The organism is Bacillus sp. z60-11, assembly GCF_046464135.1.
Lineage (GTDB): Bacteria > Bacillota > Bacilli > Bacillales > Bacillaceae > Bacillus > Bacillus sonorensis_A.
Map to the genome: position 1 here is coordinate 14,792 of NZ_JBIYSN010000002.1, position 22,023 is coordinate 36,814.

At 46.0% G+C, this 22,023-nt stretch carries 24 protein-coding genes and 1 other RNA gene; 6 read left to right on the forward strand and 19 right to left on the reverse strand.

Features of this window, described 5'->3' with window-relative positions; translation table 11 throughout:
* Positions 1–117: 117 nt before the first annotated feature.
* Together ACINLD_RS06710 and ACINLD_RS06715 are read right to left on the reverse strand one after the other, a co-directional pair.
* On the reverse strand, positions 118–2,037 hold the full coding sequence (locus ACINLD_RS06710; protein ID WP_077736588.1) for an ATP-dependent DNA helicase: 1,920 nt from the start codon (positions 2,035–2,037) through the stop codon (positions 118–120).
* 110 nt (positions 2,038–2,147) lie between these two features.
* Positions 2,148–2,324, reverse strand: a complete 177-nt coding sequence (locus ACINLD_RS06715) for a hypothetical protein (RefSeq protein ID WP_179115715.1) — start codon at positions 2,322–2,324, stop codon at positions 2,148–2,150.
* A gap of 273 nt (positions 2,325–2,597) precedes the next feature.
* On the opposite strand from ACINLD_RS06715, the gene ACINLD_RS06720 reads away from it, so the two are divergent.
* Complete coding sequence (locus ACINLD_RS06720) at positions 2,598–3,092, forward strand: hypothetical protein (protein ID WP_077736587.1); 495 nt, start codon at positions 2,598–2,600, stop codon at positions 3,090–3,092.
* A 107-nt stretch (positions 3,093–3,199) separates the two neighbouring features.
* Here the strand turns inward: ACINLD_RS06720 and ACINLD_RS06725 are convergent, their stop codons facing one another.
* The 8 genes from ACINLD_RS06725 to ACINLD_RS06760 form a co-directional block, all read right to left on the reverse strand.
* Positions 3,200–4,351: a class I SAM-dependent RNA methyltransferase gene (locus tag ACINLD_RS06725; RefSeq protein WP_026587565.1), complete on the reverse strand. Its 1,152-nt coding sequence runs from the start codon at positions 4,349–4,351 to the stop codon at positions 3,200–3,202.
* 94 nt (positions 4,352–4,445) lie between these two features.
* An RNA gene (gene rnpB / locus ACINLD_RS06730) (RNase P RNA component class B) lies at positions 4,446–4,832 on the reverse strand.
* 49 nt (positions 4,833–4,881) lie between these two features.
* Positions 4,882–5,181 (reverse strand): cell division regulator GpsB, encoded by a 300-nt coding sequence (gpsB, locus tag ACINLD_RS06735; RefSeq protein WP_026587566.1) that lies wholly within the window; start codon positions 5,179–5,181, stop codon positions 4,882–4,884.
* Positions 5,182–5,261: 80 nt separating this feature from the next.
* Positions 5,262–5,813: a DUF1273 domain-containing protein gene (locus ACINLD_RS06740; protein ID WP_026587567.1), complete on the reverse strand. Its 552-nt coding sequence runs from the start codon at positions 5,811–5,813 to the stop codon at positions 5,262–5,264.
* Between the two features lie 97 nt (positions 5,814–5,910).
* Complete coding sequence (locus tag ACINLD_RS06745; RefSeq protein WP_410206964.1) at positions 5,911–6,204, reverse strand: CotD family spore coat protein; 294 nt, start codon at positions 6,202–6,204, stop codon at positions 5,911–5,913.
* Between the two features lie 262 nt (positions 6,205–6,466).
* Entirely contained in the window at positions 6,467–7,753 is a 1,287-nt protein-coding gene (locus ACINLD_RS06750; protein ID WP_077736585.1) for a ribonuclease H-like domain-containing protein, read from the reverse strand.
* A gap of 8 nt (positions 7,754–7,761) precedes the next feature.
* On the reverse strand, positions 7,762–10,035 hold the full coding sequence (locus ACINLD_RS06755; RefSeq protein ID WP_035428154.1) for a DEAD/DEAH box helicase: 2,274 nt from the start codon (positions 10,033–10,035) through the stop codon (positions 7,762–7,764).
* 100 nt (positions 10,036–10,135) lie between these two features.
* Positions 10,136–10,642 (reverse strand): PTS glucose transporter subunit IIA, encoded by a 507-nt coding sequence (locus ACINLD_RS06760; RefSeq protein WP_026587571.1) that lies wholly within the window; start codon positions 10,640–10,642, stop codon positions 10,136–10,138.
* A 178-nt stretch (positions 10,643–10,820) separates the two neighbouring features.
* Between ACINLD_RS06760 and ACINLD_RS06765 the strand changes: the two genes are divergently transcribed.
* Positions 10,821–11,240: an Hsp20/alpha crystallin family protein gene (locus tag ACINLD_RS06765; RefSeq protein ID WP_026587572.1), complete on the forward strand. Its 420-nt coding sequence runs from the start codon at positions 10,821–10,823 to the stop codon at positions 11,238–11,240.
* Between the two features lie 18 nt (positions 11,241–11,258).
* Here the strand turns inward: ACINLD_RS06765 and ACINLD_RS06770 are convergent, their stop codons facing one another.
* Positions 11,259–11,675 (reverse strand): YppG family protein, encoded by a 417-nt coding sequence (locus ACINLD_RS06770; protein ID WP_026587573.1) that lies wholly within the window; start codon positions 11,673–11,675, stop codon positions 11,259–11,261.
* A 181-nt stretch (positions 11,676–11,856) separates the two neighbouring features.
* Between ACINLD_RS06770 and ACINLD_RS06775 the strand changes: the two genes are divergently transcribed.
* Positions 11,857–12,057, forward strand: a complete 201-nt coding sequence (locus ACINLD_RS06775) for a YppF family protein (RefSeq protein WP_026587574.1) — start codon at positions 11,857–11,859, stop codon at positions 12,055–12,057.
* 29 nt (positions 12,058–12,086) lie between these two features.
* On the opposite strand, the gene ACINLD_RS06780 is transcribed toward ACINLD_RS06775, so the two are convergent.
* Together ACINLD_RS06780 and ACINLD_RS06785 are read right to left on the reverse strand one after the other, a co-directional pair.
* Positions 12,087–12,461: a YppE family protein gene (locus tag ACINLD_RS06780; protein WP_236251137.1), complete on the reverse strand. Its 375-nt coding sequence runs from the start codon at positions 12,459–12,461 to the stop codon at positions 12,087–12,089.
* A gap of 54 nt (positions 12,462–12,515) precedes the next feature.
* Positions 12,516–12,743: a YppD family protein gene (locus ACINLD_RS06785; protein ID WP_026587576.1), complete on the reverse strand. Its 228-nt coding sequence runs from the start codon at positions 12,741–12,743 to the stop codon at positions 12,516–12,518.
* Between the two features lie 204 nt (positions 12,744–12,947).
* On the opposite strand from ACINLD_RS06785, the gene sspM reads away from it, so the two are divergent.
* Positions 12,948–13,052, forward strand: coding sequence for an acid-soluble spore protein SspM (gene sspM / locus ACINLD_RS06790; protein WP_026587577.1), 105 nt, complete (start codon positions 12,948–12,950; stop codon positions 13,050–13,052).
* A gap of 32 nt (positions 13,053–13,084) precedes the next feature.
* Here sspM and ACINLD_RS06795 read toward each other — a convergent pair whose 3' ends face one another.
* Positions 13,085–14,017, reverse strand: coding sequence for a DUF2515 domain-containing protein (locus tag ACINLD_RS06795; RefSeq protein ID WP_051290419.1), 933 nt, complete (start codon positions 14,015–14,017; stop codon positions 13,085–13,087).
* A gap of 78 nt (positions 14,018–14,095) precedes the next feature.
* On the opposite strand from ACINLD_RS06795, the gene recU reads away from it, so the two are divergent.
* Together recU and ACINLD_RS06805 are read left to right on the forward strand one after the other, a co-directional pair.
* Positions 14,096–14,692: a Holliday junction resolvase RecU gene (gene recU, locus ACINLD_RS06800; RefSeq protein WP_026587579.1), complete on the forward strand. Its 597-nt coding sequence runs from the start codon at positions 14,096–14,098 to the stop codon at positions 14,690–14,692.
* Positions 14,693–14,750: 58 nt separating this feature from the next.
* Positions 14,751–17,405 carry a PBP1A family penicillin-binding protein gene (locus ACINLD_RS06805; RefSeq protein WP_026587580.1) on the forward strand — a complete coding sequence of 885 codons (2,655 nt, stop codon included), beginning with the start codon at positions 14,751–14,753 and terminating at the stop codon, positions 17,403–17,405.
* Positions 17,406–17,438: 33 nt separating this feature from the next.
* Here ACINLD_RS06805 and ACINLD_RS06810 read toward each other — a convergent pair whose 3' ends face one another.
* From ACINLD_RS06810 to ACINLD_RS06830, 5 genes are all read right to left on the reverse strand, one after another.
* Entirely contained in the window at positions 17,439–17,933 is a 495-nt protein-coding gene (locus ACINLD_RS06810; protein WP_026587581.1) for a YpoC family protein, read from the reverse strand.
* Entirely contained in the window at positions 17,930–18,592 is a 663-nt protein-coding gene (nth, locus tag ACINLD_RS06815; RefSeq protein WP_026587582.1) for an endonuclease III, read from the reverse strand. The genes ACINLD_RS06810 and nth overlap by 4 nt, the downstream gene beginning before the upstream one ends.
* Positions 18,593–18,609: 17 nt before the next feature.
* Positions 18,610–19,305 carry a DnaD domain-containing protein gene (locus ACINLD_RS06820; protein WP_026587583.1) on the reverse strand — a complete coding sequence of 232 codons (696 nt, stop codon included), beginning with the start codon at positions 19,303–19,305 and terminating at the stop codon, positions 18,610–18,612.
* Between the two features lie 75 nt (positions 19,306–19,380).
* On the reverse strand, positions 19,381–20,673 hold the full coding sequence (gene asnS, locus ACINLD_RS06825) for an asparagine--tRNA ligase (protein ID WP_077736584.1): 1,293 nt from the start codon (positions 20,671–20,673) through the stop codon (positions 19,381–19,383).
* Between the two features lie 160 nt (positions 20,674–20,833).
* Positions 20,834–22,018 (reverse strand): pyridoxal phosphate-dependent aminotransferase, encoded by a 1,185-nt coding sequence (locus ACINLD_RS06830; protein ID WP_026587585.1) that lies wholly within the window; start codon positions 22,016–22,018, stop codon positions 20,834–20,836.
* Positions 22,019–22,023: the final 5 nt, after the last annotated feature.

Below are 22,023 nucleotides of genomic sequence, written 5' to 3' on the forward strand. Positions count from 1 at the left end.
TCCTCCTCTTCCCATTGATGTTGATGAATTGTAATCAGACTAATGGAAATATTTACGAAAGTCAACTTTTTTGCAGTCGGCCGCAAAAAAAAGAAAAGCGAAAAAACCGCTTTTCTCTTACATATAGACGGGCTGAACAGAGAGAACAGCCTCCACCTCTTTTATGACGTCCCATTCTTTTTCATCTGCTATGAAAATGCCGATCGTGCCGCGGTCTTCATTTGACCGGATCAAACGTCCGATTCCCTGGCGCAGCCTTAACAGCATGTAAGGAAGATCGACTTCACGAAAAGCGTTTGCCACGCTGCTCCGCTTCGCTTCAAAGACCGGATCATGCGGCGGAAAAGGAAGCGACCAAATGATGACATTTTCCAGCGACGCGCCCGGAATATCGAGCCCTTCCCATAGATGGACAGAGCAAAGAACCGACTCTTCAATCGTTTGAAATTTTTGCACGATCGTGCTGATTTCTTCATCGCCTTCAAAATAGACTGGAAACGGCAGTGTTTCCCGGGATGCTTGCTGTTTAAACGCTTCAAGCTCCTCAAATGACGGGAACAGGATAAGCGTTCTCCCTCCGGATTCTTTCATGCTTGCAATGGCCGCATGTCCTTTTGATTCCGCGTCATCCATTCGGTGGATATGCACTTTCATCTGCTCTTCATAATCGTAAGGCGAATCGACCGTGAGCGATAGATAGTCGCGGATGCCGAGGCTCTTCGCCAAGTAATCGAAAGATCCGTTTTCCGATAATGTCGCGGAAGAAAAAATGAACGGAATCTCTTTGGAAAACACTTTCTCTCCAAGGACTTCCGATACCGTCCTCGGCATGACAACAAATGTCGATTCAAACTCTTTTTGTTCCAGCCAGCTGATCGCGTTCTTTCTGTACAAGGAAAGAGAATAAGCCATCTGCTCAAGGTATTCTTCGACGACTGTCAGCGCGTACTGGTCAATCGTGTACAATTCCCCTTCAAAAACGAGCGCTTCACCGATTTTTTCAAGCAATTCGTACAGCTCGCCGGCCGCGCTCTTCACTTTGGCATGATCCTTGATCCGCAGGCGGTCTGAACCTTCCGCTTTTTCAGCGCTCTCTTGAAGCAGGCTGAAAAATTCATCATTGACGCGGAGCGCTTCTTCCACAAGCTCTGCAAATTCCTCCCTGATGTCATTTCCGAGAAGGCGTTCAAGAAACATTTCCAATGTGGATTGTTTCACCCGGTATGTGAGCGCTTTTTGCGCCGCAAATTCAAGGAGATGTCCTTCATCAAAGACGACCGCGCTGTGGTCAGGCAAAAGCGGAAGCTGTCCTTCGCGCTTTCTCGCTTCCTCTGTCCAGACATGCTCCATGTAGAAATCATGAGAACAGATAATGAAGTCCGTTGATTTCCGGTAATGGTCTCTTGACAGCGTCAGACCGCAGCGGTGCCGCATATCACAAGTCAGACAGTCTTGAAATGAATCATAACCGATTTCGGCCCATTCATCATTTGACAGAGCCGAATATTCCTTGCGGTCGCCGTATGGATAAAATGACTGCATGCCTTGGGACTCATGAACAAATTGAGGCAGCGCCTCATACAGATCAAGCCATTTCTCATCATCAGAGCGCTGCATCGTTTTCTCCAGCTTTTTCAAGCATAAATACTGGTCATGGGATTTGCTGAGCCGTGCGTCGATCGTCAGACCCAAGTGTTCGGAGATTTTTTGAATGTCCCCTTCTTTTTTGACAAGCTGCTCGATCAGCGTCTCGTCCGCACAGGCTATCACCGCGGGCTTCCCCGTATACCTGGCATAACTGAGTGCAAACAGAAGATAAACAAGCGTTTTTCCCGTTCCGACACCCGCTTCGGCAAACATGACGTTCTTTTCTTTAAATGCCCGCTCTAATTGAAAGGCCATAAAGATTTGCTCGTCACGCAAATCAAATCCCTTTTCAGGAAGAATATCGTAAAAGACATCACCAATCCAATTGTTCAGTTCTTCATAAAAATTTTTTGTTTTTGTTAAAGAAAAAGGCAGACGAGATGCTGTCACCCTGCTCCAACCCCCAACTATCAAGTTCTCAGAATTACTATCCTATCACTACGGCTAGAAGAATTCAACAAGAAAAAATTTCGCTAAAAAAAGCGGGGGGCCAGAAGCGCTTATTTCCGGTTAACCAGGTACGTCTGAAAGGGATGGTCTGTTGATTCCATATGACTGATCGCGTTTTTCAGATCTTCCTTTGCATATGTAAGCCGTTCTTCACCAAGGCTTTCCAGCTTGTTTGTTGTAGCCTCAAGCGCTTTTTGAATCATGTCGATATGCTCGTTGTTTAACATAACGTCACCTCTATACGAATGGAATAATCCCGAGTATATGCAGGATGATCCGCTTTTATACAGGCTGTTTTCACATTTTTTGCAAAGCTGTTTCCAGCGGCGAATGGCGTCTTTTCAGGAATTTGTCAACGCCTCTCACATCCCGGTGTTCTTGAAAAAGAGAGCTTTTGCTAGACAATGTGCTTTTGATCCAAAGCAACAACCCAGTCTATTCCATTTTTTCATCATATTCTGTAGGGAATTTAAAAATTATAGACAAAAGGTGGAGAGTTTATGTATTACTACGTACCGGCAAAAAAAGATTATTGGGATTATGATCCTTATCAAAAGCATGATGACTATTGCAAGAAAGATTTCTATTATCACGAGCCGTGCAAAAAGCATGATGACTTCTCTAAGAAAGACTGCTACCATCACGAGCCGTGCAAAAAACACCATGATTCCTACAAGAAAGACTGCTACTATTATGAGCCGCACAAAAAGCATGACGACTATTACAAGAAAGACTACTACTATTATGAGCCGTGCAAAAAATATGATGACTCCTATAAGAAAGACTGCTACTATTATGAGCCGCACAAAAAGCATCACGACTCCTACAAGAAAGACTGCCACTGCTATGAGCCGTGCAAAAAAGACTACGGATATGACCATTGCAAAAAAGATTATTACGATTATGAGCCGCGTAAAAAAGACTGCTATTACCGCGAGCCTCGCAAAAAATATGATCATTCATACAAAAAGAAAAATGATTCATGGATCGTCTAGTGAATCATTGGTTTAACCATACCTTCCTTATCTAATCAGAAACCCCGCTTCTTTAAAAGAGCGGGGATTTTCTCCAAAAAAAGACGGCTTTTACCCGGCAGTCCGATTTATTCAGCTTTTTTTGGCCTTGGCGGCCTTTTGCCCCAATACTGATAATAATCCGTTTTAATAAAGCCGTTAAAAAGCTTTCGTTTTTTTGTCGCTTTTTTTCCGTAGCATTCCTCAAACCGTTCATTTGAAGTCAGCATATAAACAGACCATGTATCAAGCCCGGCAAATGCTTTCCCCATGTCCCTGTACATGTTTTCAACCGCCTGCTTTTCGCCGAGACGCTCGCCGTACGGCGGATTTCCGACAATGACACCATATTCCGCTTGTGTCGTAAAATCCTTTACCTGCATTTGTTTAAAATGAATGAGATCAGAAAGACCGGCTTCTTCGGCATTCGCTTTGGCGATCTCGATCATGCGGTGGTCGATGTCGTGCCCAAAAATGGCAAGCGGCTGATCGTAATTCGCCTTTTCTTCGACTTCCAGTCTCGCTTGATCCCAAGCCTCTTTTCCGATCCATTCCCATTTTTCAGAGGCGAAATCCCTGTTGAATCCCGGTGCGATGTTTTGTCCGATCAAAGCCGCTTCGATCGGAATCGTTCCCGAACCGCAAAACGGATCAACAAACGGCCTGTCCGGGGTCCAATTTGTCAGCAGGATGAGCGCTGCGGCGAGGGTTTCTTTCAGCGGAGCCTCCCCCTGGCCTGTACGATAGCCCCTTTTATGCAAGCCAACTCCTGATGAATCAAGCGTAATCACCGCTTTATCCTTCAAAAGCGAGATCTCTATTTTGTATTCAGGACCCGTTTCCTCAAGCCATTCGCTTTGCTTTCCGAATTGTGCTTTCAGCTTTTCGGCAATCGCTTTTTTCACGATCCGCTGGCAGTCGGGCACACTGGCGAGAACCGATTTGACCGATTTGCCTGTCACGGGAAAGGTCGCATTCTCAGGAATAAAGGCGCTCCAGTCAAGTGCTTTCGTTTTTTCAAACAACTCATCAAATGTTTTCGCCGTAAATTCGGCAACCTGGACCTTGACCCTGTCCGCCGTTCTCAGCCACAGGTTGGCTCTGCAGATGGCAAGAGCATCGCCTTTAAAAACCACTTTTCCATTGTCAACGGTACAGTCGTATCCGAGTTCCCGCACTTCTTTGGCGACGATGGCTTCGATGCCCATCGGCGCGGTTGCGATTAATGTAAAGGTTCTCATCATATCACCTGTTTTTATGTATTTTTTACATGATAAAAGCTCTCCTTTTGGCGGAGAGCTTATACATGTTCATGATCATTAATGGTGTGTAACGTTCTGTAAGCCATGTTTTGTTCCATCGTACTGCGGTCGGCTTTTTCAGCCTCGTACTCAGGTGGTAATCATCTATCTACAGAGTCATCTCTGTCCTTCTTTCCGTTCAATTCCTTCCAGAAGGTTCCCCTACCAAAATTTGGGTTTCTCGCTCGAGGGGTTTACCGCGTTCCACTCTCACCATTTCTAGTGAGACTTCGTCACTGTGGCACTTTCAAGGATACTCAGCCATATCTGAAAAGACGTAGGCTTTTTTCCTGCCGTCAGCCTGATACAGGCTGCCCTAGCTTATGGTTTCGCTAGGCACGAACACTACGGGCATCTCAGCACCGTGCGAGCATGGACTTTCCTCTACAGATTCAAAGATCTGCAGCGATTACCCGAACGTTAAGACATCCACTATTATACCCTACTTCCCATCAAAGGACAAGGTTTTTTCATTCATCGTATAATTTACTTCCAAATACATGTTTTTCCAAGTTGGACAGCCGTTTCAAGATATCAAAATTGGTCGTATTGGATTGTGCAGGCTGTCTCTTGCTGGCTTCTTCCAGCTGCTTTTTCAAATTCAGGTTCTCCTGCTGCAATTCCTCGATTTCCTGGTGGAAGGCTTCATAGTCTTTAATCACCATGTCCAGAAATTTATCAACATCTTCCTGTTTGTAGCCTCTGACGCCTGTTTTAAATTCTTTTTCTAAAATTTCTTTAGCAGAAAGCTTCACTTTATCAGCAAGCATCTTTTTCACCTCATATCGTGAATCATCATCTTATATTTTTTCAGAAAACGTGTGTGATGTCAAATTTTCTCTCCGGCTGTTTATTCTTCTGAAAAGCTGTGTTCTTCAACGGTCACTCTCAAATCATCCATCGTAATCGTGTAGATCGGATAATCGCGTTTTTCCTGGGCTTTTTTGGCCTCGTTCAGCATGTAAACCGGAGACCCTTCCACTTCTTCATCATAAAGAATCAGCAAGCCGTCAGATTTTTCAATAAAAAAACGGTTTTTCTGCCTAAATTGAACAGGGCTTTCATACGGCCTGTGCGTCAGGCTTTCCGTGTAGTCGCTTTGAGCTAATACGTCTTCATAAAGCTCCTTGTTTTTCTCATTCCAGTTCTTTTCCTGTTCCAAAAACGGAGTGATCACCGCCACCTTCAGCTCCGGATACTCTTCCTGAAGGGAAAAAGCGACCTGTGCCGTCCAGATTTCCGCTCCAAGCTGACCTGAGATGAGAATCCATTCGAGCCCTTCATCAAGCAAAGCGAGCATCCGGTTTTCAATGGCTTTTTTTATGTAAAAAAGGGCTTGATCATCTTGTTTAAATACTCCGATTTCAAACGGCTTGTACCCTGTGACAGCCAACACTTTCATTTGATCACCTGCTAAAAAATGGGGCCGGAATCCGCCCCATCTTTTGAAATATTCTGTTTCCGATCTTGATTCATCCTCGCAAAACGTCCGTCATGTTTTAGTAAGGGCCCATTCCCATTCCTGGACCCATTCCCATTCCTGGGCCCATTCCTGGGCCCATTCCCGGTCCTGGTACAGGTTCCTGTCCCGGGCTGACAAAATGCTGGTGGGAGGCCTCATTGACAGATGATTGTGTTTGCGGATAGTAATGGACGTGCTGAAAATGCTGATGATTAATATTGGTTGTATGCTGCGGATGAATGTGCGGAACGATCGTATTGCTTTGCGTATGATTATAACAGCATTGTGTAGGATGAACAATCGGCGACATCATGTTTGGTTTACAGTGCATGAACAAATCCCCTTTCCTAAAGCTTCTATATACACTACTAAACTATGAAGCAAGGGGTAAACATGTACTAATATAAAAACCTATTTTAAAAGTAAGCGATAAAGCTTTCCTTGAAATTGGTCAAAACAAAAACGATAAACAAGACAACGACAAAAAACAAATAAAACAACCCCTTATACATATCAGCGCTCCCTTCAAACATTTCTAACGTCATTTTACAAGAATCGCTCCGTTTCTACAATCCAAAACATGTTTCCAATGTTTACAGGCGAAGATCGTCGCTTCCTGCGCTTGCCCGGGGAATATTTTGCCCGTATTTCCTCTTCAATCGCTGACGGCGGAGGTCAAGGGCTTCTCTTTCTCTTTCCGTCAGCTCAACCTTTTCCGGGCTGCACCGCTCAAGAAGGTGCTGTGTCGTTCTTAAAGCCGCCGGTATATCGCGAACTTGATGTTCAAAATATTTGGCGAGCTCAATGCCGGCCCGGAAGACGGTCTTCCCGTCCGCGCCATTTTGCAGCTTCACCCATAGTCCGGCGGCTTTTTCAAGCTTGCCTTGTTTTTTATATTGCATCGATAAATCAAACGAGGCCCGTTCAGACTGTTCAAAACGCTCGAGTTCAAGCTCCTTTAGCTGCTCTGTCGCAAGCTCGGTTTCCCGGTTGGCCATGAGCCATTTAGCCAGCGCGTATTTTTCATTTGCTTCCGGTGTCTGATCAGGGGAAAGAATTTTCTTCGAGATATGGATATAAAGCGTAATTAAAGACAGGACGTCAAGCTCATTGTGATGCAAAACGCCTTCAATGATCTCCGGCCGTTCTTCCTTTAAAAATTGAAAATAGATCATCGGCGCGAGATACCCCGGTGTATCCTCCGTCCGCTGAACGCCGAGCTCTTCTTTTTCCACGGTGCTTAAAGACACGCGGTCGAATTTGTGCTTCCAGAGCCGCCGCGCCCCGTGAAGCAGGTCAAAGTGGCCGAAATCCGGGAGCTCGGGAACCCTGTCGCGGATCAGCGTGTGCCTCGTTTTGACCTGGGGCCAGTCAAAAGCTCGTCCATTATAAGTGACTAGCGATTTGATATCGACCTCGCTCAAAAAACTGTGGTAAAGCGCCGCTTCGTTTCCCGGCTTGGGCAATAGATGCTGTTTGACGACGACTTTGTCATCATAGACCCTGGCATGTCCGAGGAGGAAGATCGTGTTGCCCGCTCCCCCTCCGAGCCCGGTTGTTTCCGTGTCAAAGAAAAAAAGCTGGCTCGGGATGTATCCTTTGCTTGAAAGGTCGTGGGATACACCGCTCTGATTCCATTGATTGACCGTTTCATGAAGCTCGGCAAACGAGTACTTTCCGTGAACATGTGTCAGCGGATATTCGACTTCACGGATCAGGCAATAGCCGTCTTCAAACACGTACGGCCTTGCGCCGAGAGCAGTCCATTCTTTAGAAAACGAAGGGGCGGGATGCGCATTCTTGTCAGCTTGCTTTTCTTCTTTTTTTTGCGTATTTCCCAGGTGATGCTTAAAACGGTTAAGCTTTCTTTTTAAAGACATGTTCAACCTCAACCTTTCCAGCTTTCTAAAAGGCGCAGCGCATTGTCTTTGGTCTGATTGGTTTCACCGTGGACACCGATGCATGACGGACAGCCTGACCGGCACGGGCATTTGGCAATCAGCTGATGCGCTTCTCTGATGATGTTCGGCATTTGTTCGTAAACCTTCTCAGATAATCCGACGCCTCCGGGATAACGGTCATATAAAAAAATCGTCGGCTTTTCATTATGGACGGCTTTAATTTGCGGAAAAACATGCAAGTCAGACGGATCGCACATGACCTTGAGGGCGGCGACATATCCGAGGACATTCGCAGCCCCGAGCAAAGCCTCTTCCAATTTGATCTCGTTCCAATTCCGGCGCTCTTCGTCATTCACCTGCACCCAGGCAGCATTTGTGTGGAGCTCCTCTTCAGGGAGGTGAATCGGACCGGAGCCGATATTTTCATGTGTCTCAAATTTTATTTTTTTGAAAATAGTCGCCTTCGCTTGCACGGTGACATCGCCAAAACCGAACGCTGCCATATCTGTTTCCTTTATTTTATCTATTTCCAGCACTTTCAGCATGACGGCGAGATTGGCATCCGTATAATAGTCGGCTTTCACCTCGCGGACGAACGCTTTTTTCTCCTCCCAATCGAGCTTTTCCACCTGGTATTGAACCCCTTGATGCAAATAAATAGCTTCATCGTGCAGCAATGTCATCGCACTGAACCTGTCCATTTCACCAATCACTCGCGCCTTTTCACGTCTGGACTGGTCAATAATGACAACATTCTCCTGTGATGCCGATCTCAGGCTGATGCCGTGGGCCGGAAAGGCGTCATTCATCCAATGGTATGTGTCGCCGTTTAAGTACAGCACCCTTTCTTCAGCCAAATATTCTAAAATATCTTCTACTTCCGTCTCGCCAAAAGTCTCGTTTCGCTTGAAAGGAAGTTCAAACGCGGCGCATTTGAGATGATCGACAAGGATCACAAGATTGTCCGGGTTAATGACGGCCGTCTCCGGATTTTGTTTGAAGAAATAGTCCGGGTTTTGCACAATGTATTGATCAAGCGGCGCCGAGCTTGCCACCATGACGATCAGCGCTTCATTGTGCCTTCTTCCGGCCCTGCCGGCCTGCTGCCAGGCGCTTGCAATCGTCCCCGGATATCCCGTCATAATACAGGTTTGCAGCTGGCCGATATCGACGCCGAGTTCAAGGGCGTTCGTACTGACGACACCTTTGATATCCCCGCTGCGCAGCCCTTTTTCAATGGTCCTTCGTTCGTGCGGCAGATATCCCCCTCTGTATCCCTGGATGGAGTGGGCGCCGACAATCGGCTTCATGACATCCTGCAAATATGTCAAAATAATTTCCACCCTGACTCTGCTCCTTGCGAAAACAATCGTTTGAATCCCGTTTTGCAAAAATTCGGAGGCAAGCTTTCTGACTTCAAGTGTGGCGCTTTTTCTAATGTTCAGCGAGCGGTTGACAATCGGCGGATTATAAAATAAAAAGTGCTTTCTTCCCGCAGGAGCGCCATTTTTGGCAATGAGATGCATCGGCTGTCCTGTCAGCGTCTCGGCGAGCTCCAAAGGGTTGGCGATCGTCGCGGACGTGCAGATAAACTGCGGTTTGCTCCCGTAAAACGCGCAGATCCGTAAAAGCCTCCTGATGACGTTGGCAACATGGCTTCCGAAAACGCCCCGGTAGACATGAAGCTCATCAATCACGATATATTTCAGGTTTTCAAACAATGACACCCATTTCGTATGATGGGGCAAAATCGCCGAATGCAGCATGTCGGGATTGGTGATGACGATATGTCCGGCTTTTCTCACCTTCTGCCTTATCGCAGGCGACGTATCTCCGTCATACGTATAGCAGTTGATGGATGCATCGATTTCATCAATCAGTTCATTCAGCTCGCTTTTTTGATCCTGTGACAAAGCCTTGGTTGGAAACAGGTACAGAGCCCGGGCATCGGGGTCTTCCGTGATCCTCTGAATGACGGGAAGATTGTAGCAGAGCGTTTTTCCAGATGCTGTCGGCGTCACAAGCGTGACGTTTTTTCCGTTTTGACTCTGGTAAAACGCGTCAGCCTGATGGGAATAAAGCTTTTCAATTCCTCTTTTATGTAAAGCATGAACGATTTTTTCATGCAGTTGTTCCGGAAAGTCGCGGTAGTCCGCTTCCTTTTTCTCGATTGTATGCCAATGAACAATTTGTCTCTTGAAAGCTTCGTCTTCTTTCAGAAACTGGATGATATCGGTCAAATTTCGTTTTTGAAACAACATTGTCACCTCTTCTCTTATATTTTAGCGAATGTCCGTTCGTTCTGGAAGAGGTGATGGCAAGAAAAATAAAAAGCAGAGAATCGCTCTCTGCCTTTCATCTTTACTTGACTTTAAGCTCCATCAGCTTCGTCTCACTTTTTTTCGCTTCTTGTTCTTCATGCTTTGTCACGCGCTCCAGCACATCGCCGTTCATGATGACGATCGGCGTAATCGTGCTGCTCGCCTTCTCTTTGATCAGCTCCAGGTCACAAGTCATTAAAGGATCTCCGACACTCACTTTGTCGCCTTCTTTGACATGGGCGGTAAAGCCTTCACCTTCCATATTCACGGTTTCCAGCCCAATGTGGATCAAAATCTCCACCCCTGACAATGAGCGGATACCGATGGCATGCTTTGTATGAAACAGCTGGATCACTTCTCCGTCAACCGGTGACACGATCTCTCCGCTGGAAGGCTCAACGGCGATTCCGTCGCCCATCATTTTTTGAGAAAAAACGGGATCAGGCACTTCCGAAAGCGCCAGCACTCGTCCATCTACTGGGGAAAATACGGTTTCTTCTTTCACTTCATCCTGTTTTTGACCGATACCGAATAATTTTTTCAGCAAGACAATTGGGCTCCTTTCAATCAATATGCCTCTGTTTTCGCCTGGAAAAAGAGGGGCGATTGAATATCATTCTTTGGATTCCCCACTATTTAACCACACTTTCAAAATCCCATCAATTAATAACCATATGAACAGCTCCTGCATAAGCTGAAAATAAAATTTGAGGAGGTGGTCAGACATGGATTCTAAGGAAAATGAAAATCATTCCCTCAGCAAAAAGGACGATTTTCAAGAGGCCATTGAACAATTATTTTACGCCTCTCCTTTTCACGAAATCTTAAATTCATTCCAAAAACTCATATCTGATCAGCTGGAGTCCGCACGCATTTCAATGGAGATCAGAGAAGAAAACGGAGCGCTTTGTGTCGACATTGCTGTCCCGGAATCCTTTCAAAACGGTGACATCATGATCGAAGCGAAATCGAGATATTTGCATATCGCATTAAAAGAAGAAGCCAAAAACGGTGACTCGTCATCATGCACAAGCTTGTCAAGAACCATCCTGCTTCCTTATCCGGTGCGTGAAGAAACGATGAAAACCTCGTGGAAAGGCAATGTTCTCACCGTGACATTCCCAGACGTAAAAAAGCATGAATGATTTTCATCCATGCTTTTTTTATTTAAAGAATCCCATAAAGCTTTTGGCAAGCGTCCCCATCTGGTTGACCGTGTTCATCATTAAACCGGCCGTATCCATCATTTTGCTAAAATCAAGCTGTCCGTTCTTTTTCTTAAATTGCGACAGAAAGCCCTGAAACTGGGAAGGCTGATGGAGATTTGGCCGCGGCGACGGATATGGGTTCGGGTAAGGAGTGATATGAAATGGCTGGATCTGCTGATGAACGGGCTGCTGATAGCTTGAATACGGATCAACATATGGCTGTTCATAAGCCGGCGGACGCTGGACTGGTGCAGAATATTGGAACGGTTCTTGGTATTGCTGGAGGTACTGGTTCGTGTCAAGCTGCGGATGAACGGGATAATACGGCTGTTGACCGGAAAAGGGGTATCTGGCGTCTCTCCTCTCTTCCATCTTTCATCTCTCCCTTTAGAGCCCTTTTTTTATCAGTGTATGACATGGGGGCAATTCCCGTTCCAATGGGCTGTCACAATTCTGTCAAAAAGTGTCGAAAGTTTTAATTTTTGAAAAACAGAAAAAAGTCGAATTGTTATGGTACTATATTATTAATACGAAACGAGAGGGGATGCACCACATGAACGTATCATACTTAAGAAATTGTTTTGCCGAGATGAAGCAGTACGAGACAGACTGTATGAATAAGCTGATGGATTTTGCCAAGTTTTTGTATATCCAGGGGCATCTGACATTAAACGAATTTCGCACGAGTATGAAAGTTCTTGAAGCCAATGGAGCACAGCACCCTGCCTATGACATACATTCAGACGCCGGCTGAACCGGCGATGGAAAAAGACGACCGGGAATTTATCCCCGGTCGTCTTTTTCAATGTCGTCTTCAAGATGTTTCAATGTATAAAGCACTGATTCGGCAAGATCTTTAAAGCGTTTTTTATGAATTTTGCCGAAATATGACTGCAGCACGATCTCATTCAGGTTTTCCTCAACCGCTCGCAGCTGTTCTTCATACAAGTACTTCGGGCGATATGCCTTAATATATGATAAACTTTCTTGCAGCCAGCTCTTCACTGCTTGTTCAGACCGCTCCACAGACGGTTTGACGACGCTGAAAAAGTCGTGCTCCGCGCCTTCCTCTCTGCCCTTTTGATAGCGGGCTTCCGCTTCTTTTGCCAGGGCGATCAGTTCCCGTGTTTTCTCAAGAAGAGATTGTTTTTCCAACATGCTCACCTCAAATGCTATCGTATCAAAGGAAAAGGTTCGGCACAATGAAAGAGGCTAAGCGGACTCCTCATGAGGCTTGACACCCATCAGCGTGCTGTTTAGGCAGGATGAAAGCTCCGTCAGTTCCTTTTCAATGAGATCAAGCCGTTCGTTCCAAGCTTTGCTTTTTTCGTCTTTCTCCCTGGTGACGGCGTCTGTCAGCGCTGTTTCCGCAGATTCCAGTTCTGTTTCCGTTTCCAAAAGCATTTGAAGGACCGAATCTTTGCTTACAAATCCGCTCATTTGCTTCCCTCCTTTTTAATAGCCATCTATCTTTTCTTCCTTTCCTCCGGCCTTTCCTTCACAGCTGACAAAACTAGAAGGAAAATGGCAAAGAAAATCAATTTCCCAAAAGAACGCCCGCGAATTCGACAAAGCGGGTTCTGCGAAAAATGGTATGAACGGCGCTTTTCCTGAGAAATCTATAGAGGTAAGGAGGTGCCCGCTGTGGAAAACAACAAAAAGAAATCACCTGCGAAAACCAAACCTGACGTGAAACAGACGGATACATTGGATAAGAAATTAGGCGGACCAAACCGGCCGTCCACTTAAAAAGCAAGGATTTTCCTTGCTTTTTTCTTTTGCTATTTTTTTTTCAGCAAGCGTTCCAGAGAAAAAACAGCCTCGAGCTGCCTCCTCTTTTGAAAATACCATTCCGTTAGTTCAATCGTTTTCGGCAGCTTTTCATCGCGAAACATCCCCTCCTTATCTTCCCCGCGAAACCAATCGCTTTTTGATCCGTCTAATGAATGGGTGATGACTGGATAACAGGTTCGCAAAAACGGCGAAGATCTGGATTTCACACCGGCCCAGCGCTCCATATCAAAGCGCGAGCCGGTATGCGGAACATAGGATGTAAAGTGGAAGAAAGACGGGAAAAGCTCAGGGCTGAACAAAAGCCGGCTTAATTGCTTGCCGAGCTTGATCCGTTCTTTTAAGCTTGTAAACCGCTTGACAGACACTCCGTAAAAAACGCCTTCAACCGTAGGAAAGATGACCGTGTTGAAGTGAAACCATTCATAAACCTGAAAAGGAATCGTGTGAAAAACATTCTTTTTGAACAGAGGATTTTGTATAATAGGAGTTTGGATAGTGTTTTGTTCATTGATGATGAGAGCGTACATGAGCCTTTTTTGATCGCGCTCGCGCCAAAATCGCTCCCACTCCGTTTTCATGAACAAAGACACGCCCAATCCGGGAAGCAAATCAAACAGCGGCTGTCCGATATCTTTGGACCACTGATATAAAAGAAGCTGCGGATAAGCGTCAGAAAAAATCAGCCAGTTCGCCCGTTCATATGTGATGAACAGCCATTTCTGCTGAAAAGCCGAAAGGCCGATCTGAAACAGGCGTCCTTTTAAATCGGTCATCGACCAGCCTGCATTACGGGAAACAAATGACGCCAAAAGCGACCACTTGATCTCCGGATGGCGGTCAAAGTAGCTTTTATAGGCATATGTCCGCGAAATATTATCTTTATTCAGCTTTCCGGTCAGCTCTAGTATATGACGCGTCAGCTCTCCCCCGGAGAATCTGTTTCGCAAGACCACCACTTCCGTTTATGTCCAGATTTTTTTAAAAGGAGGATGAAGAAAGTGATTCGCTATCCGAACGGCAAAGCCTATCAGCCGAAAAATGCTGCCTCATCCTTAAAAAAGAAGCCGTCATACAGCAATCGCGGGATGACCCTCGAAGACGACCTGAATGAAACGAATATGTATTATCTCAATCATTCGATTGCGGTGATTCATAAAAAACCGACACCTGTCCAAATTGTCCAGGTCGACTACCCGAAACGAAGCGCGGCAGTGATCAAAGAAGCCTACTTTAAACAGTCGTCAACGACTGATTATAACGGGATTTATAAAGGGCGCTACATCGATTTTGAAGCGAAAGAAACAAAGAGCCGGACATCGTTCCCCCTGCAAAATTTTCACGATCACCAGATCGAGCATATGAAGCAGGTGGTGGCCCAGGACGGTATTTGCTTTGTTATTATATCCGCATTTGAAGAAATTTATTTTTTGGAAGCAGAAAAATTATTTTATTTCTGGGACAGAAAGCAGAAAAACGGCAGAAAATCGATTCGAAAAGATGAACTGCAGGAAGCTGCTCATCCCATTTCACTTGGATACTCGCCAAGAATTGATTATATTAAAGTTATTGACCAGTTGTATTTTTCGCCATCATAAATTATGATTTTAAAGTCATGTGAGCGGAAAGGTTTTAACTACGAAAGGTTGAGATGTTATGTCAGATCAATTTAACAGCCGCCAGGAACGGCGAAAAGCCCAACAGGGCAAAAGCAGGTCTAATACTCATACGAAACCCAAGAAAAAGAAGAAAGCAGGACTTTTTAAGAAAATCCTTTTATCTATTTTGATCATTGGCGTCATCGGCCTGATCGCCGGAGGCGTGACGTTTGCAGTCATGATTGCAGACGCACCGTCGCTTGATGAGTCAAAGCTGAAAACGCCTTACTCATCCATCATTTATGATAAAAACGGTAAAGAAATAGCAGAAATCGGTGCGGAAAAACGGACATACGTGTCGATCAAAGATATACCCGACACTGTGAAAAACGCTTTTCTCGCCACTGAAGACGCCCGTTTTTACGACCACCACGGAATCGACCCGATCCGCATCGGGGGAGCGCTTGTCGCAAACCTTGAAGGCGGCTTCGGCTCAGAGGGCGGAAGTACGATCACACAGCAGGTCGTGAAAAACTCCCTTCTTTCACATGAAAAAACGGTCAAACGGAAAGTTCAGGAAGTATGGCTTTCATTCCAGCTTGAAAGAAAATATTCAAAAGACGAAATCCTTGAAATGTATTTAAACCGGATTTATTTCTCGCCGCAAGCCTATGGTGTCGGCAAAGCGGCTGAGCAGTTTTACGGGGTGAAAGACTTAAACGACTTGACAGTGGAACAGGCTGCAACACTCGCGGGAATGCCGCAGAGCCCGAATAACTACAACCCGATCAAACATCCGGAACAGGCCGAAAAAAGACGGAATGTCGTTTTAAGCCTGATGAACAAGCATGGCTTCATTTCCGACGCAGACTACAACAAGGCGAAAAAAGTATCGGTGAAAAAAGGCCTTGTTTCTTCTGAGGAGTATGCAAAATCGACTTCAAACAAATACAGCATGTTCGTTGAACAAGTCGTGGAAGAAGTTGAAGAGAAAGCCAACGTAAATCCTGGTAAAGACGGATTAAAAATTTACACAACGCTTGATACAGAAGCACAGGACTATGTAAATGAGCTCATGGACGGCGATTTAATCCCGTACACTGATAAAATGCAGGCCAGTATCACCCTGCTTGATACGAAAACCGGAGAAATCCGTGCGGTCGGAGGCGGTCGAAATCGAAAGGCCGGCAACTACAACTACGCAACCCAAGGAAGAACCCAGCCGGGCTCAACGATCAAACCGATCCTTGACTACGGGCCTGTCATTGAAAACAAAAAATGGTCGACTTATGAGCAGATTAAAGATGAAGAATATACGTATTCAACAGGGACACCGATCCACAACTATGACAACCGCCACAAAGGCTGGATGTCGATGAGAGCGGCGCTTGCCGATTCAAGAAACATCCCGGCTTTAAAAGCGTTCCAGGCAGCCGGCAAAGAAAACATCGTCAAATTTGCCAGCAACCTCGGCCTTTCGATTGATTCAGATGAATTAGTTGAATCATATGCGATCGGCGGCTTTAAAGATGGTGTGTCTTCTATGGAAATGGCAGGAGCGTACAGCGCCTTCGGCAACAACGGCTATTACAATGCGCCGCACACCGTCACAGCCGTGGAATTCAGCGACGGTACAAAGCTTGACCTAACGCCTGAATCAAAAGCAGCCATGAGCGATTACACCGCCTACATGATGACGGATATGCTGAAAACGGCCGTTCAAACGGGAACCGGAACCGCCGCCCAAGTCCCTGGCGTTACAGTGGCCGGGAAAACCGGGACAACGAACTTCCCTGAGGATATCGTCAACAAATACGGCTTAAACCCGAATGGTGCAAAAGATTCGTGGTTTGTCGGCTACACACCGCAATATACGGCAGCCGTCTGGACCGGAAAAAAAGGCTACAATTCGCTTAATACGAGCGAACAGCAAATCGCCAAGCTCTTGTTTAAAAAGCTGATTACCGAAGTCGACGACGGCAGCGGCTCATTTAAGAAGCCGGACAGCGTTGTCGAGGCGACCGTCTTAAAAGGATCAAATCCGGCGGTCTTGGCCAGCAGCAATACGCCGAGCGACAAAAAGGTCACCGAATTATTCGTGAAAGGCACACAGCCGACGACTGTTTCGAAAAAATATGAGGAAAAAGAAGAAGCTTCCAAGCCGACCGGCTTGAGCGCGGAATATGATGAATCATCAAAAAGCATCAAGCTGTCATGGTCTTACTCAGGTGAAGACGATGATGACGTCACATTTAAAGTCAAACAGTCTGTCGACGGCGGCGGATACAGCGAGATTCAAAACAGCAGTGCTAAAGAAGCCGTGATTCCGAACGCGAAAGAAGGATCTGTCTACAGGTTCCAGGTCACAGCCGTCACCGAGGATAATGAAAGCGATCCTGCTTCTGTGACGCTTCAAGTCAACGCTGCCAGCGACGATGAATCAAAAGAAGATGAACAGAAACAGCAGGACGATGATAAACAGAAGAATGATCAAGACAAGGACAAACAAAATAACGGAAACAGCAATCAGCCGGATGACAAAAAGCAGAATCCCGGCGATACGAACAATGGCAACCAAAACCCAGGCAATTCCGACAATAATGGCAGAAAAGATGATGAAGACCAGGATGATTCTCCTGACAATGGAACGGGCAATGACAAAGATCAAACCAATGATCCCGGAAGCCAGACGGAAACTCAATCCGGCACTTAAACAAAAAGACCACTCACACGTTGTGAGTGGTTTTTATTTATTCATCGCCGCATATTTATAAAACTGTTTTTTCATTTCCGTAAACAGTTCGTCAAGCTGAATAAAACAATGATATTGAGTCGGCTTGAGCAGGATAAATTCGAGCCGCTCCGTCCAATTGATCGGCTTGACGGGAAAATGTTTTTCAATGAGTGACTCCCAGTTCAGCGTAGTCACAGGCTCCCCCATCGTCCAATGGAAGCATGCGATCAAACAGCATATCCCGCCAAGCATCTCATCCTGGCTGCATCTCGACTTCCTCGTTTGAAATACGGGGAGAAGCCTTTCTTTCGTATTCTCCCAAATGTCAAAAAGGAGCGGCACCCATTCCTGCTGATCTTTCCATGGTTTGTGCGCCCCTTCTTCCGGCGAGAAATCAAAGTGGAGCGGATTTGCTGAAAGCACCGCAAACCGGTCACCGTTTACAGGTTTTCGGGCGCGTTCTCTCAACGTTTTTTCATAGGCATCTAACAGCGATACACTTGTCACGGCAGCTTCACCAGCCCTTTTTTATACCGTTTCTGCCCTTCCCTGCACAAAGAAAACAGCGGACATGTTTCACATTGCGGCCTTTGCGCCTTGCAGTGGTAACGTCCGAAAAAAATGAGCCGATGATGGGTGACCGACCATTCGGACTCAGGTATTTTTTTCATCAACGTTTTTTCCACTTCTGTGACTGAATCTTTCCAGCGGCAAAAGCCGAGCCTTTTTGACACGCGCTCGACATGTGTGTCCACGGCGATCGCCGGAACGCCGAAGGCAACGGAAACGACGACATTGGCGGTTTTTCTCCCGACGCCCGGCAGCTTTACCAGCTCGTCCCTGTCGCGCGGAACGTCTCCTCCGTATTCTTCAAGCAGCATTTTGCAGAGCTTTTGGATATTTTTCGCTTTATTGCGGTACAAGCCGATCGATCTGATATCCTGCTGAAGCTCTTCAAGCGGGACGGCTAGATAATCTTCAGGCTTTTTATATTTTTTAAAAAGCGTTTTTGTCACCTTATTGACCAGGGCATCTGTGCATTGTGCCGATAAAGCGACGGCGATGACAAGTTCAAATGGATTGTCGTGGACCAGTTCGCATTCAGCATGCGGAAACATGTCACCTATGGTTTCTAAACAATACTCGATTTGTTTTTTCGTTAACATCTCTTCACCTTTTCACTTTAATGTTCAAGCCAATTGTAAAAAGGAACCTGTCTTGTATACTCCTTTTGATCGCTTTGCCGTGGCGCCTTCCGCCTGAATTTTTGGCTGTAGCTTGCGGCTTGTTCAACTGTTGTGATTCCGTTTTTCTTCCATTCGAAAAGAATGCGGTCGATATAGCGGAAATTCAATTTCCCCAACATGACGGCCTCTTTCAGCGCCTGCTTAATCATTTGCACATCGTGGTGATCCTGGTCAAGCCAGATGCTGAGCGTCTCGCATTCCAACGGAGACAAAGGTCTTGCAAACTCTTCTTCAAAAATCGTGTAGAGGCTTTTTTCTTCCCCTCTATTCTGTTCGTGCTGTTTTTCCTTCTCCTCCATTTCGAGATAATCAAAAAGCTTGCCCCAAAGAGGCTCAAGCGAATATTTTTCATACTTGATGCCATTCTGGTCTTCGCATTCTTCTATATAGATAAAGCCTTTTTGGATAAACATCCTCAGCATATTCATGCATTGTTCGGTGGCGATCGTCATCGTTTTGCTCAACTCTTCGGGAGTTGGAAACAATGAGCCTCTTTCCACATGCATTTTGATGTTTAACAGCAGCATAAACTCTGTTTCATTCAGACCAAGCTCACGGTAATTGCTGAAGAGCAGATGAGGAATGCTGACAGATCCCATTTCCTGCATCTTGATAAATTGCTGTTTTTTCATTTGATACACCTCTTACCTTCCAGTATATCATGGATGACTGTGAAAAAGTCTCCTGTAAAAGCAGGAGACTTTTTTTTAAGGATATAAGCGATTTAAGAGTCTTGGGAACGGAATCGTTTCGCGTACGTGCGGCGCGCCGCTGATCCAGGCCACCGTCCGCTCCAATCCGAGGCCGAAGCCTGAGTGCGGAACAGAACCATATTTTCGCAATTCCGCATACCATTGATAAGCGTCAGATTCTAAACCGTGTTCTTTCAGCCGCGCTTCAAGAAGCTCAAGATCATGGATGCGTTCTGACCCGCCGATGATTTCACCATAGCCTTCCGGTGCGATCAAATCGGCGCATAACACAACATCCTCTCTGTCAGGCGCAGGCTGCATATAAAACGGTTTTAATGATGTCGGATAATGTGTGATGAACACAGGCTTGTCATAGCTTTCGGCAATCGCCGTCTCATGAGGCGCCCCAAAGTCATCTCCCCATTCAATATCATCAAACCCTTTTTCCTTCAGGAACTGAACCGCTTCATCATAGGTGATTCGCGGAAACGGCGCTTTGATCTGTTCAAGTTTGGACGTGTCCCTTCCGAGCGTATTCAGCTCGATTTTGCAGTTTTCAAGCACGCTTTGAACGATAAAAGAGACGTAATTTTCCTGAACTTCGAGGTTTTCATTGAACTCGACAAAAGCCATTTCAGGCTCGATCATCCAAAATTCGATCAGATGGCGCTTCGTTTTGGATTTTTCCGCTCTGAACGTCGGTCCGAATGAGAAGACTTTTCCTAAAGCCATTGCAGCGGCTTCCATATAAAGCTGGCCGCTTTGGGACAGATAAGCGTCTTCATCAAAATACTTCGTCGCAAAAAGCTCTGTCGTTCCTTCAGGAGCGCTTCCGGTCAGAATCGGCGGATCGACTTTGACAAAGCCTTCCTTATTGAAAAACTCATATGTAGCGCGAATGATTTCGTTGCGGATTTTCATGGTCGCATGCTGCCGTTTTGATCTGAGCCACAGATGTCTGTGATCCATCAAAAACTCAGTTCCGTGTTCTTTAGGTGTGATCGGGTAGTCCTTCGCTTCATGAATGATTTCAAGCGAAGTCACGGCAAGCTCGAATCCGAGAGGTGAACGCTCGTCTTCTTTGACAATGCCCTTCACATATAAAGAAGTTTCCTGTGTGACCGTTTTAGCGGTTTGAAACACCTCTTCAGCCACTTCAGCCTTAACGACGACGCCTTGGATAAAGCCTGTTCCGTCTCTAAGCTGTAAAAACGCAATTTTACCGCTTGAACGTTTGTTCGCGATCCAAGCGCCGATTGTCACTTCTTCACCAACATGTTTGTACACTTGGTTGATTGTTGTTTTCACTATCGTTTCCCTCCAAAACACGAGAAAAAGGGTCTCTCCCTTTTCTCTCTGACATCCATAACGTATATTATACCTTTTTTGAACGGATCAGGTCAATGCAGTTCAGACCCGGAGTCGGTGCCGCAAAAAAGCGTCCGGGCAGACGGACGCTTTTATTGCCTTAGCGGCTGTGATTGACGACAAAGCGGCGGATTCGCTTTACCGCTTCTTCCAAAAGTGACAGGGATGTGGCATATGACAAACGGATATTATCCGGTGCGCCAAACCCTGATCCGGGAACAATCGCGACTTTCTCCTCTTCAAGAAGCGCTTCTGCAAACGTATCGACGCTCGCAAAACCGCAGGCTTCAGCTGCCTGTTTCGCATTCGGGAACAAGTAGAAAGCCCCTTCAGGCTTAAGGCAATTCAATCCAGGAATGTCGATCAGCAGTTCATATACTTTGTTGAGCCGTTCTTCAAATGCTTTTCTCATTTCTTCCACAGGCTCTGACGGACCATTATATGCGGCAATGGCTCCGTATTGGGCGACTGATGTCGGATTTGAAGTGCTGTGGCTGGCAAGGTTTGTCATCGCCTTAATGACGGTTTCGTTTCCTGCGGCATAGCCGATTCTCCATCCTGTCATACTGTGCGATTTTGAAACGCCGTTGATGATGATCGTTTGATTTTTAAGCTCGGGAGAAAGCTGTGCGATCGACACATGTTTTTTCCCGCCGTATATCAGTTTTTCATATATTTCATCGGAGACGATTAAAATATTGCGGCGGAGACACACTTCACCGAGGGCTTTCAGCTCGTCTTCGGTATACATCATGCCCGTCGGGTTGCTTGGAGAATTGATGATCACCGCTTTTGTTTTTTCCGTTACGGCCTCTTCGAGCTGCTCCGGAGAAATTTTGAAGCTGTTTTCTTCAAGCCCTTCCACAAATACAGGCTTGCCGCCTGCAAGCTTCACCTGTTCAGGGTAGCTTACCCAATACGGCGTCGGAATGATCACTTCATCTTCCTCATCCAGCAGCACTTGAAAAAGTGTGTAAAGAGCATGTTTTGCACCTGTGCAGACAATGATTTCAGACAGGCTGTATTCGATTCCCTGATCGCGCTTGAATTTTTCGCTGATGCTTTCTTTAAGCGCGAGAAGACCGCCGGACGGCGTATATTTTGTGTGCCCTTCATTCATGGAACGGACAGCCGCGTCAATGATGTGCTGCGGTGTATTAAAGTCCGGCTCTCCGGCGCCAAGGCCGATCACATCGTGTCCTGCCGCTTTTAATTCTTTCGCTTTTGCAGTGATTGCCAATGTTGCAGACGGTGTTAACGCTGATACTCTTTTAGCTAGATTCAACTTGA